General features: G+C 67.5%; 13 protein-coding genes. 1 reads left to right on the top strand and 12 read right to left on the bottom strand.

Annotated elements, in window-relative coordinates:
* Positions 1 to 211: 211 nt before the first annotated feature.
* From lgt to hisI, 8 genes are all read right to left on the bottom strand, one after another.
* Positions 212 to 1,378, bottom strand: a complete 1,167-nt coding sequence (gene lgt / locus ASG79_RS20645; protein ID WP_056393675.1) for a prolipoprotein diacylglyceryl transferase — start codon at positions 1,376 to 1,378, stop codon at positions 212 to 214.
* A 3-nt stretch (positions 1,379 to 1,381) separates the two neighbouring features.
* The gene (gene trpA / locus ASG79_RS20640) at positions 1,382 to 2,215 is read right to left on the bottom strand and encodes a tryptophan synthase subunit alpha (RefSeq protein WP_056393673.1); all 834 of its coding nucleotides are present in this window, start codon (positions 2,213 to 2,215) and stop codon (positions 1,382 to 1,384) included.
* Between the two features lie 11 nt (positions 2,216 to 2,226).
* Positions 2,227 to 3,546, bottom strand: coding sequence for a tryptophan synthase subunit beta (gene trpB / locus ASG79_RS20635; RefSeq protein ID WP_056393671.1), 1,320 nt, complete (start codon positions 3,544 to 3,546; stop codon positions 2,227 to 2,229).
* A 126-nt stretch (positions 3,547 to 3,672) separates the two neighbouring features.
* Complete coding sequence (gene trpC / locus ASG79_RS20630; RefSeq protein WP_056393669.1) at positions 3,673 to 4,494, bottom strand: indole-3-glycerol phosphate synthase TrpC; 822 nt, start codon at positions 4,492 to 4,494, stop codon at positions 3,673 to 3,675.
* Complete coding sequence (locus ASG79_RS20625; protein ID WP_018770784.1) at positions 4,494 to 4,781, bottom strand: HGxxPAAW family protein; 288 nt, start codon at positions 4,779 to 4,781, stop codon at positions 4,494 to 4,496. The genes trpC and ASG79_RS20625 overlap by 1 nt, the downstream gene beginning before the upstream one ends.
* Positions 4,782 to 4,885: 104 nt before the next feature.
* Positions 4,886 to 5,599, bottom strand: a complete 714-nt coding sequence (locus ASG79_RS20620) for a Trp biosynthesis-associated membrane protein (protein ID WP_200953205.1) — start codon at positions 5,597 to 5,599, stop codon at positions 4,886 to 4,888.
* Positions 5,599 to 7,161, bottom strand: a complete 1,563-nt coding sequence (locus tag ASG79_RS20615) for an anthranilate synthase component I (protein ID WP_018770782.1) — start codon at positions 7,159 to 7,161, stop codon at positions 5,599 to 5,601. The genes ASG79_RS20620 and ASG79_RS20615 overlap by 1 nt, the downstream gene beginning before the upstream one ends.
* Before the next feature lie 110 nt (positions 7,162 to 7,271).
* Positions 7,272 to 7,724, bottom strand: coding sequence for a phosphoribosyl-AMP cyclohydrolase (gene hisI, locus ASG79_RS20610; protein WP_018770780.1), 453 nt, complete (start codon positions 7,722 to 7,724; stop codon positions 7,272 to 7,274).
* Positions 7,725 to 7,836: 112 nt separating this feature from the next.
* Here hisI and ASG79_RS20605 point away from each other — a divergent pair, with 112 nt between their 5' ends.
* Positions 7,837 to 8,481: a TIGR03085 family metal-binding protein gene (locus ASG79_RS20605; protein ID WP_018770779.1), complete on the top strand. Its 645-nt coding sequence runs from the start codon at positions 7,837 to 7,839 to the stop codon at positions 8,479 to 8,481.
* Between the two features lie 66 nt (positions 8,482 to 8,547).
* Here the strand turns inward: ASG79_RS20605 and hisF are convergent, their stop codons facing one another.
* From hisF to ribH, 4 genes are all read right to left on the bottom strand, one after another.
* Positions 8,548 to 9,324: an imidazole glycerol phosphate synthase subunit HisF gene (hisF, locus tag ASG79_RS20600; RefSeq protein ID WP_018770778.1), complete on the bottom strand. Its 777-nt coding sequence runs from the start codon at positions 9,322 to 9,324 to the stop codon at positions 8,548 to 8,550.
* A 41-nt stretch (positions 9,325 to 9,365) separates the two neighbouring features.
* A complete protein-coding gene (gene hisG, locus ASG79_RS20595) occupies positions 9,366 to 10,226 on the bottom strand; it encodes an ATP phosphoribosyltransferase (protein ID WP_018770777.1) in 861 nt (286 codons plus the stop codon).
* Positions 10,227 to 10,311: 85 nt separating this feature from the next.
* Positions 10,312 to 10,575: a phosphoribosyl-ATP diphosphatase gene (locus tag ASG79_RS20590; RefSeq protein WP_009358176.1), complete on the bottom strand. Its 264-nt coding sequence runs from the start codon at positions 10,573 to 10,575 to the stop codon at positions 10,312 to 10,314.
* Between the two features lie 123 nt (positions 10,576 to 10,698).
* Positions 10,699 to 11,187: a 6,7-dimethyl-8-ribityllumazine synthase gene (gene ribH, locus ASG79_RS20585; protein WP_056393668.1), complete on the bottom strand. Its 489-nt coding sequence runs from the start codon at positions 11,185 to 11,187 to the stop codon at positions 10,699 to 10,701.
* Between the last annotated feature and the right edge of the window lie 4 nt (positions 11,188 to 11,191).

Here is an 11,191-nt window from a genome sequence, read left to right as displayed (position 1 = left end):
ACTCGTCGGCGCCGCTGCGGTGGGCACAACAAAGTGTTGATTACTGGAAATTGTAGGTCAGCGCAGCCTGCTGAACTAACGGTTACGCAGGCCCCTGCCCGAGGCATCATCAGCCAGCAAATCCATGCTGGGCGGACGGTGCCCCATGCCACGACATTGTGGTTTTCGGGCGCTTCGAGCGGTGGCTCTGCTGCCCTGCCTGGCCGGCGCCCTACTTGCCGGTGCCGGCCTCCGGTGCGGGTCCTGTGGCTGTGCTGCCGGAGTGTCCGGCAGCCGTTGCATCCGTTCCGGGCTTTGAGCCCGCCGGTGCCGCCGCGGCTTCTTCCGTGGGGTCGGAAGCATGCCTGGAACCGCTGTGGTTATCAGGGAGATTACCACGCGAATCACTATCTGAGACAACATCGTCCGGATCACGGACTTCATGACTGGCCACGGAATCGGTTCCCGGTTCCACGGTTTTCTCCGCTCCGTGCCCCGGAAGGTACACGGTGTCCGGGTCCGTCCGGCTTTTGAGGCCCAACAGGATGAAGGCGACCAGGGCCGCCAGGAACACGAAGATGCTGGTCCACACGTTGAGCCTGGTGGTGATGCCGAAGATGGTGATCTGTTCGGCGTCGTCGATGCGCATTGCCTCGATCCAGACCCGGCCCAGGGTGTAGTACATGGCGTACAGCCAGAAAAGCCGGCTCCGGCGGAAGTTGAAGCGCCGGTCCAGGGCCAGCAGGATCAGGACGCCGGCCAGGTTCCACAGGGACTCGTAGAGGAACGTGGGGTGGAAGAGGGTGTCCGCGGGCATGCCGGCGGGGAAGTTGGGGTTGTCGGCGTCCACCTGCAGGCCCCACGGCAGCGTGGTGGGACCGCCGAAAAGTTCCTGGTTGAAGTAGTTGCCCCACCGGCCTATGGCCTGGGCCAGGAGCAGGCCCGGGGCCGCTGCGTCGGCGAATGCGCTCAGCTTCACTCCGCTGCGGCGGCAGCCGATCCAGGCGCCAAGGGCCCCAAGGACCACGGCGCCCCAGATTCCCAGCCCGCCGCGCTGGATCTGCGGGATCAGCGAGAGGTCTCCGGTGCCGTCGAACCCCGGGCCGAAGTAAGCGTCCGGTGATGACACCACGTGGTAGAGCCGGCCTCCGATGATGCCGAAGGGGATGGCCCAGATGACGATGTCCCAGACGCTGCCTTCAGGGGCGCCGCGCCTGGCCCAGCGGACGGATGTGAGCCAGAGCCCCGCGACGATCCCCGCGAGGATGCACAGCGCGTAGGCGTGGATCCGGAGGCTGCCCCAAGGCAGGGGAATGTCGAAGCCGGACCAGTCCGGGCTGGGGATGCTGGCCGGCACCATCGTGGGTACCAGCGCGGCTGCCTGAAGGAGTGGCTGCATGTCCTAGGCCCCGGCTTCCTGCGCCGGGCCCGGTTCAGGCGCCAGGCCGGTGCTCAGGTCCTTGGTGAGGGCGGCGACGGCATCCACTCCCCCGTCGCGGAGGGCCGCCACCAGGGCGGTGCCCACGATGACGCCTTCGGCGTAGGCGGCGATTTCGCGGACCTGGTCCGCGGTGGAGACGCCCAGCCCGACGCAGACGCGCTCGGCGCCGGCGCCGTGCGCCGCCGCCACAACGTCCTTGGCTGCGGTGCTGACGGAGGTGCGGGCACCGGTGACGCCCATGATGGAGACGGCGTACACGAATCCACGGCTGGCATCCACGGTCCGCTGCATGCGCTCCGCGGTGGAGGACGGCGCCACGAGGAACACACGGTCCAGGCCGTACTTGTCCGAGGCTTCCATCCACTCGGCGGCCTCGTCCGGAATCAGGTCCGGGGTGATCAGCCCGGCTCCCCCGGCTTCGGCCAGCCGGCGCGAGAACTCATCCACGCCCATCCGGACCACCGGGTTCCAGTACGTCATGACCAGGACGGCGGCGTCGGTCCTGCTGGTGATGCCGGCCACGACGTCGAACACCTGGCTGACGTGGAAGCCCTTGGCCAGTGCCTCGGTGGTGGCGGCCTGGATGACCTGGCCGTCCATGACGGGGTCCGAGTAGGGAATGCCGATCTCGATCAGGTCCGCGCCGTTTTCCGCCAGGGCAATGCCTGCGGCGATGGTGTCCTCCACACTGGGGTAGCCGGCGGGGAGGTAGCCGATGAGGGCGGAGCGTCCCTGGGAGCGCGCCCTGTCGATGGCTGCTGCCGACTTGCTGGTCATCTCTGCCCGGTTGGCCATTTCTGCACTGCTCACAGCTGCTCCCCCTCTTTGCCGATCTCGGATTCGGCGGAATTCTTGTCCAACAGGTCAAACCATTCGGCGGCGGTGGCCACGTCCTTGTCTCCGCGTCCGGACAGGTTGACGATGACGATCTTTTCGGCCGCGGCCGCCGGGTCTTCGGCAGCAAGCCGCTGTCCCACCTTGATGGCTCCGGCCAGCGCGTGCGAGGACTCGATGGCGGGGATGATGCCCTCGGTGCGGCACAGGAGGCGGAAGGCCTCCATGGCTTCGCTGTCCGTGATGGGCTCGTAGCTGACCCGTCCGATGTCGGCCAGGTAGGAGTGCTCGGGTCCCACGCCGGGGTAGTCCAGGCCGGCGGAGATGGAGTGCGACTCGATCGTCTGGCCGTCGTCGTCCTGCATCAGGTAGGAGCGTGCGCCGTGCAGCACGCCGGGCTTGCCCAGGGTGATGGTGGCGGCGTGCCGGCCGGTTTCGACGCCGTCGCCGCCGGCCTCGAAACCGTAGATCTTCACGGAGGGATCATCCAGGAACCCGTGGAAGATGCCGATGGCGTTCGAGCCGCCGCCGATGCAGGCGCAGACGGCGTCCGGGAGGCGGCCCTCCTGCTCCAGGATCTGGGCGCGGGATTCCTCGCCGATGACCTCGTGGAAGTAACGGACCATGGCCGGGAACGGGTGGGCTCCGGCAGCGGTGCCCAACAGGTAGTGGGTGTTGCCAACGTTGGCCACCCAGTCCCGGAGGGCCTCGTTGATGGCGTCCTTGAGGGTCTGGGATCCGCTGGTGACGGGAATCACCTTGGCGCCCAGGAGTTCCATGCGGGCGACGTTAAGCGCCTGGCGGCGGCAGTCCTCGGCGCCCATGTACACCACGCACTCCAGGCCCATCAGGGCGGCAGCGGTAGCGCTTGCCACGCCGTGCTGGCCTGCGCCGGTCTCGGCGATGACGCGCGTCTTGCCCATGCGCTTGGCGAGCAGCGCCTGGCCAAGGACGTTGTTGATCTTGTGCGAACCCGTGTGGTTGAGGTCTTCGCGTTTGAGGAAGATGCGCACTCCCCCGGCGTGCTGGGAGAACCGCTTGGCTTCGGTCAGGAGGGACGGCCGGCCGGAGTAGTTCTTGTTCAGGTCAGCGATCTGCGCACGGAAGTCGGGATCGTCCTTGGCCTTGTTGAAGGTCTCTTCAAGTTCGTCCAGGGCGGCGATGAGGGACTCGGGCATCCATCGCCCGCCGTAGTTGCCGAAGTACGGCCCCGGGGCGTGGCGGAGGGATCCGCCCTGCAGGAATGCTTCCGCGGTGTTGTTGTCAGCGTTTCCTGAGGGTGCGTCAGCCATCAGTCCTGTCCTGTTCGGTGGTGGTTGGTCAAAAAGTTGCTGTTCCGGCGGTGGCGGCCGGAATGGTGTGCTGTCCTGCGGGCCGGCGTGCCACGGGCCCGCAGGACGACGGTTTGGTGCGTTTCGTCAGCCGCGGGCGGCGATGGCGGCGGCACCTGCGGCAGTGAACTCTGCGATGCGTTCCCGGGGCGTGGCGTGGCTTACCAGTGCCTCGCCCACCAGTATGGCGTTGGCGCCGCTGCCGGCGTAGTGCGTGACGTCGGCGGCGTCGCGGACGCCGGATTCGGCAACCACCACGGCCTCGGCCGGAATCAGCCCCGCCAGTGCGGCAAAGACGGAACGGTCGACGTCGAGCGTTTTGAGGTTGCGCACGTTGACGCCGATGATCCGCGCGTTGGCGGCCACGGCCCGCTCGATTTCCTCTTCCGTGTGGGTCTCCACGAGCACGTTCATGCCCAGGTCCCGGCTGAGGCCGCTGAATTCGGCCAGCTGGGCGTCCGAGAGGGCAGCCACGATGAGCAGGATGAGGTCGGCGCCGTGCGCACGGGCCTCCCAGATCTGGTACTCGTCGAGCGTGAAGTCCTTCCGCAGCAGCGGGATGTCGACGGCGGCGCGCACGGCGTCGAGGTCGGCCAGGGACCCGTTGAAGCGGCGCTGTTCGGTGAGGACGCTGATGACGGAGGCACCGCCGTCGGCGTACTGCCGGGCGAGCGACGCCGGATCCCCGATGCTGGCGAGATCGCCCTTGGAGGGGCTGCGGCGTTTGATTTCGGCAATGACTTTCAGCTGTTCCCTGGTTGGGGAGGTGCCGCCGAGGGCTGCCCACGCGTCACGGGCAGGTGCCGCGGCCTGGGTCAGGTCCTTCAGCTCAGCCAGGGAAACGAGCCGTTTCCTGGCCTCCATATCCTCCCTGACACCGGCGTTGATGTCGTCGAGAACAGTCGCCATCAGTGGCCGGAGTTCTTCAGCTTGCTGCCTTCGACGCCGTAGCCTGCCTTGCGCATGACGTATCCGAGGATCAGTCCGACGACCATGACAACGGCGCCGCCGATGAAGATGGGGGTGCTGGCGATGACGAAGGCGATGGCTGCGATGAGCGCGCCGACGAGCATGACGATGACGCAGGTCCACGCGGCCGGGCTGTTGCCGTGGCCCAGTTCCTGGCTGTGGTCAATGGCGCCGGGGGCAACGGTGCGGGTGCCTGACTTGGAAACGGACGCAGGTGCTTTGCTCATGGAAATCTCCTCAGGATGGATACTGCTTACATTCTGCCATTTTTTGGCTGCCGCCCGCGTACTGCAGGGCCTGCCGCCCCTGCCGGCGCCGGCGTCCGCCGGTCTTAGGTGGGGTCCTCGCCCCGGGAAAGCCGGTCCCAGCTGTCGATCTCGTCCACGGGGCCGGCCACCGCCGTGGCGCCGGCGGCCGTGGGTGCTGCCGCTCCGGCCGCGTCATATTTGGTGCGCGTCTTCCAGTAACGGGAGGCGGGCAGGATCAGCAGGGCTGACAGGGCGAGAAGGCAGCCCGCGACGACGGCGAGCAGCGGGAACGGGGTAACGTCCACGTGCGCCTGGCTGCCGGAGACGCCGGTGGCTGCCGCAATGGACCCTTGCGCCGCGGCGAGCGGATCGGCCAGGACGGTGGCCGCCGCCGTCACCACGCCTGCGGAGGCAAGGACGATGATGGCCGTGATCACCCACCGGGCGATCCTGCCGGCGATGGCCGCTGCGAGCCCGCCTGCCAGGGCCACCAGGGCCAGGGCCGTCACCGTGGTGGCGGCCTTGCTGCCCTGCACCTGGATGGTGCTTTGGGCGGCTCCGGCCTGTCCCACCTGGTTGGGGTCCAGGGTGGCGGTCATCCAGGTCTGGGTGGTGGTGCCGAAGGCGGCCAGCGCCAGGAGGGTAATCAGCATGACCAGGGTGGACTTGCGCGCCCAGACCGGCACGGCCCGGGCCTTGCCGGCTTTGCCGGCTTTGCCGGCCTTGGCCGCCGTATCCGCCTGTCCTGCCTTGGCCGCCTCTTCGGGGCGGCCTGCCGCCATGCCGGAGTCCGGCATCAGGAAACCGACCCGTCGGGAAGGGATTCCGCGGAAATGTTGTGCAGCGATCCGGCCGTGTGCACGGCGCGCAACGGAGCGGCGGCCTTGTTGACCGTTTCCAGGGCCTCGGTGGGGTTCACGGAGTCTGCCACGATGCCACCCCCTGCCTGGACGTAGGCGCGTCCTTCCCGGATCAGGGCGGACCTGATGGCGATGGCCATATCCATGTCGCCGGCGAAGTCGAGGTAGCCCACCACGCCGCCATAGATGCCGCGGCGGTGCGGTTCCAGCTCGTCCAGCAGCCGCAGGGCACGGGGCTTGGGTGCGCCGGAGAGGGTGCCGGCCGGGAAGGTGGCCTTCAGCACGTCATAGGCTTTGGCCTGCGGAGCCAAGCGGCCCACCACGGTGGACACCAGGTGCATGATGTGGCTGAAGCGCTCCACCTCCATGAACTGGGTGACGTCCACCGTTCCCGCCACGCAGACCTTGGAGAGGTCGTTGCGGGAGAGGTCCACCAGCATCAGGTGTTCGGCACGTTCCTTTTGGTCGGCGAGCAGTTCCTCGGCCAGGGCCTTGTCCGCCTCGACCGTCTTGCCGCGCGGACGCGAGCCGGCGATGGGGTGGGTGATGACTTCCTCGCCGGTGACCGTGACCAAGGCTTCGGGCGAGGAGCCGACGATCGAGTACTCGCGGCCCTCGGCGTCGGCCAGGCTGAAGATGTACATGTACGGGCTGGGGTTGGTGTTGCGCAGAACCCTGTAGACGTCCAGCGCGGACGCCTTGCACTCCATCTCGAACCGGCGCGAAATCACCACCTGGAAGACCTCGCCGTCCACGATCGCTTCCTTGCCGCGGTCCAGCGCCGCAAGGTATTCAGCCTCGTCCCAGCGTTCCTGGACGCTGGAGGCAAAGTCCAGGGCCGCCGGCGTCAGGACGGAGACCGGCTGCACCACCGGGGTGCTGATTTTGGCCAGGAGTTCCTTGACCCGGCGCACGGCGTCGTGCCAGGCCTCGTCAACGCGTTCGGAACTGTTGTCGAAGTTGATGGCGTTGGCGATGAGCAGGACCGTACCGTCCACGTTGTCATGCACGGCCATGTCGGTGACCAGGTTCAGGGCCATCTCCGGCAGCTGCAGGTCATCCTCGGGCGGGCTGACCAGCCGTTCCCAGTGCCGGACGGTTTCCCAGCCGAGGAAGCCCACCAGCCCGGAGGTAAAGGGCGGCAGCCCTTCGAAACGGTCGGTGCGCAGCGCCTCCACGGTGTCGCGGATGGCGTCCACCGGACTGCCGCTGACCGGCACGCCCGCGGGCGGCTGGCCCAGCCAGTGCGCCTGGCCGTCCTTGGTGGTCAGGGTGGCACGGGACTTGGCGCCGATGAAGGAGTACCGGGACCAGGCTCCGCCCACCGCTGCCGATTCCATCAGGAAGGTGCCGGGCTGACCCTGCGCCAGCTTCCGGTACAGCCCGATGGGGGTTTCGGCGTCGGCGAGGACCTTGAGCCGGACGGGAATGACGCGGCTGTGGCCGGCAAGTTCCCGGAATTCCTCGAGGCTCGGGCTGATGGTTCCAAGGTCCTGCATGGTTATGCTTGTCCGCCTGTTCTTCGAAAGGGCCGGCATTGCCGGGCGCCTTGGTGTGCTTGCTGGAGTGGCCGGGGTGTGGAGGAAACCCGGCCGGGCAGCGTGTCCGCCTAGCCTGCGTGGCCTGCCACCACGTCGAGGTCCCTGCCGTCGAAGCAGGTGCGGGTGCCCGTGTGGCAGGCCGCGCCCACCTGGTCCACGCGCACCAGCAGTGCGTCGCCGTCGCAGTCCATGGCCACGGATTTGACCCATTGCACATGCCCCGAGGTATCACCCTTGCGCCAGTACTCCTGCCGTGAGCGGGAGTAGAAGGTCACCCGGCCGGTGGTCATGGTGCGGTGCAGCGCCTCGTCGTCCATCCAGCCGAGCATGAGGACTTCATTGGTGTCGTACTGCTGCACCACCGCGGCCACCAGGCCGGCGGCGTCGCGCTTGAGTGCCGCGGCTACCTCCATGGGCAGCGGGCTGGCCGGGACGGATTCCCCGGACGACGGCGGCACGGATGCCACAGGCTGGGACACGGCGGATCCTGCGGTGGGGACGGGGGTTGGCTGCTCAGACATCGGGTCAAGTCTAGTGCCTTCACGTGCCCGTCCTCCTGTTGTGAACAACGGCACGCCACCTGCCCCTGCGCTGCTGCCCAACTCCGCGCCTGTCGTGCTAGTTTTCCAAGTGATGCATTTCGTCGAACCGTCCCGAGAAGTCCTGGCCGAAACCCTGCTTGCGGCCGGCCCTGATGCGCCCACACTGTGCAAGGGCTGGCGTACCAGGGACCTTGCCGCGCACCTTTACCTGCGCGAGCGGAAGGCCGCCGTCGGGCTCGGTTTGATCATCAAGCGCCTGGCCAAGGCCTCGGACCAGGCAACCGCCAAGCTGGCAGCCAAGCTGACCACCAACGAGGACTACGCCCGGCTGGTCAACACCTTCCGCGCCGGTCCGCCGGCGCTGTCGCCGATGAAGATCAAGGCACTGGACGAAAGTTCCAACCTGATCGAATACTTCGTGCACACCGAGGATGTCCGGCGGGCCGTGGACCGGTGGGCGCCCAGGGCACTTGATGAAGCGTACTCTGACGCACTGTGGGACGAACTGGTCAAGCGTGCCGCCATCCTCTACCGCGGCGTGGACCTGGGCATTGTCCTGGTCCGTCCGTCCGGTCCGCGGCATGTTGCCAAGCGCGCCCCCGTCTCGGTGGCGATCGTCGGCGAGCCGGGCGAACTGCTGATGCACGCCCACGGCCGGACACGCCACGCGCTGGTCACCTTCGAAGGCCAGCCCGACGCCGTCGCCCTCCTCCAGTCAGCAGAAGTAGGCCTCTGACCCAACTGGGTCGCAGTTGTTGTCGTTATGAGCGTTCATAACGACAACAAATGCGAGCCAGTTGGGTTAGCGGACTTCGAAGCCGGCTTCCCGGATCGCTTCCTTGACCTGGGACATCATGTTGTCCGGTCCCCAGTGGAAAATCGAAGCCGCCAGGACGGCGTCCGCGCCGGCTGCGACGGCCGGCGGGAAGTGTGCGGGCTCTCCGGCACCGCCGGACGCGATGATCGGGACCCTGACGGCCGCCCGGACCAGCTTGATGAGTTCGAGGTCGAACCCGTCCTTGGTGCCGTCGGCGTCGATGGAGTTCAGCAGGATCTCCCCCACCCCGCGGTCAGCCGCTTCCCTGGCCCACTCAATGGCGTCGATGCCGGTGCCGGTGCGGCCGCCGTGGGTGGTCACTTCGAATCCCGACGGCGTGGGCTGGGACCCCGGGCGGGTGCGGCGGGCGTCAACGGACAGGACGAGCACCTGGGAACCGAAGTGCCGGGTGATTTCGTCGATGACGTCGGGCCGGGCCACGGCCGCGGTGTTGATGGAGGCCTTGTCGGCGCCGTAGCGCAGGAGCTTGTCCACTTCCGCCACGCCGCGGACGCCGCCGCCCACCGTCAGCGGGATGAATACTTCTTCGGCCGTGCGGCGGACAACGTCGAACGTGGTCTCGCGGTTGCCCGAGGAAGCTGTGACGTCAAGGAAGGTCAGTTCGTCGGCGCCGGCGTTGTCGTAGCGGTGGGCGAGTTCCACGGGGTCGCCGGCATCGCGCAGGCCCTCGAAGTTGACGCCCTTGACGACGCGTCCGGCGTCGACGTCGAGGCAGGGAATGACGCGTACTGCTACTGCCATGGGGTACTCCTGGAGTCTGTGTTGGTTGCTGCGGGGCCGGCTCAGATGCGGCAGGCGTGGATGCTGCTGACCAGGATGGCGCGGGCGCCGAGGTCGTACAGTTCATCCATGATGCGGTTGGTTTCCTTCTTGGGAACCATGGACCGGACGGCCACCCAGTCGGAGTCGCGCAGCGGCGAGACCGTGGGCGATTCGAGGCCAGGCGTCAGGCCGGCCGCCTTCTCCACGAGTTCCTTGCGGATGTCGTAGTCCATCAGCACGTACTGGCGTGCCACCAGGACGCCCTGGAGCCGGCGGATGAGGACGTCGATTTCCTTGGCGGTGCCGTTGGCGGCGCCCCCGTTGCCGGTGCGGCGGATCAGGACGGCCTCGGATTTGAGGATGGGGTCGCCGAAGATTTCCATGCCGGCGGCCTTGAGGGTGTTGCCGGTTTCCACGACGTCGGCGATGGCGTCGGCGACGCCCAGGCGGACCGAGGATTCAACCGCGCCATCCAGCCGGACCACCTTGGCGTTGATGCCGCGTTCGGCCAGGTAGTTGCGCAGCAGTCCGTCGTAGCTGGTGGCCAGGCGCTTGCCCTCGAGTTCCTCCACCTTGCTGAAGTCGCCGACGGGTCCGGCAAAACGGAAGGTGGAGCCGGCGAAACCCAGCGGCAGCAGCTCTTCGGCTTCCACGCCGGCGTCCAGGAGCAGGTCGCGTCCGGTGATGCCGACGTCGAGTGTTCCCTGGCCGACATAGACCGCAATATCGCGGGGGCGGAGGAAGAAGAACTCGATTTCGTTGTCAGGGTCCACCATGACCAGTTCGCGCGTGTCGCGGCGCTGGCGGTATCCGGCTTCGGAGAGCATGGCGGAGGCGGCTTCGGACAGGGAGCCCTTGTTGGGGACGGCTACTCGCAGCATGGGAAATTCTTTCTGGGGTGGAAGGTCTGGGTTTTCAGGCAGTGCAGGCCACGGCGGGCCCGGCGGCAGTGCGCCGGACCGGTGGCTACAGATGCTTGTAGACGTCTTCCAGGGTCAGGCCTTTGGCGAGCATCAGAACCTGCAGGTGGTACAGCAGCTGGGAGATTTCCTCGGCCGCGGCTTCATCGGATTCATATTCGGCAGCCATCCACACTTCGGCTGCTTCCTCAACGACTTTTTTGCCGATGCCGTGAACACCGGACTCCAATTCAGCGACGGTGCGGGAGCCTTCCGGGCGGGTGGCTGCCTTCTCGCTGAGCTCAGCGAACAGCGTCTCGAAATTCTTCACGCCCTCCAGCCTACTTGGTGCAGCCGCAGCGGCGCTTCCCGGGCCGTTGCATGACGGGCGCGATGTGAGCGAATACACACACCGCGCCCGTGCAACAACCTGACGCCGGGTCCGGTGCTGCGCCTAGCTCCGGTACTGCTTGAGGACGACGGCGGTAGCCAGCGCAGCTGTCACGGCCTCATGGCCCTTGTCTTCCTTGGAGCCGGGCAGGCCTGCCCGGTCCAGCCCCTGCTGTTCGTTGTCGCAGGTGAGCACGCCGAAACCCACCGGCACGCCCGTGGACACGCTGACGTCGGTGAGGCCCGACGTCGCGGCCTGGCAGACGTAGTCAAAGTGCGGGGTTCCGCCGCGGATCACGACGCCGAGGGCAACAACGGCGTCAAAGTGCCGTGCCAGCCGCGCCGCGGCAACCGGGAGCTCGAAGCTGCCGGGAACCCGCAGCACCGTGGGCTCGGCGATGCCGGCATCCTTGGCGGCCCGGAGTGCGCCGTCCAGGAGCCCGTCCATGATCTGTGTGTGCCAGCTTGCTGCGATGATGGCCAGTTTCAGCTGCGACGTCTCGGCCGGGTTGAGGGTGCTGAGGTCGATGTCGGGGGCGCCGTGTCCACTCATGGGT

The sequence above is a fragment of the Arthrobacter sp. Soil761 genome (genome assembly GCF_001428325.1).
Taxonomy (GTDB): Bacteria; Actinomycetota; Actinomycetes; order Actinomycetales; family Micrococcaceae; genus Arthrobacter.
Note: the sequence above shows the minus strand (reverse complement) of the source record. Positions and strands in the feature narration are given on the sequence as shown.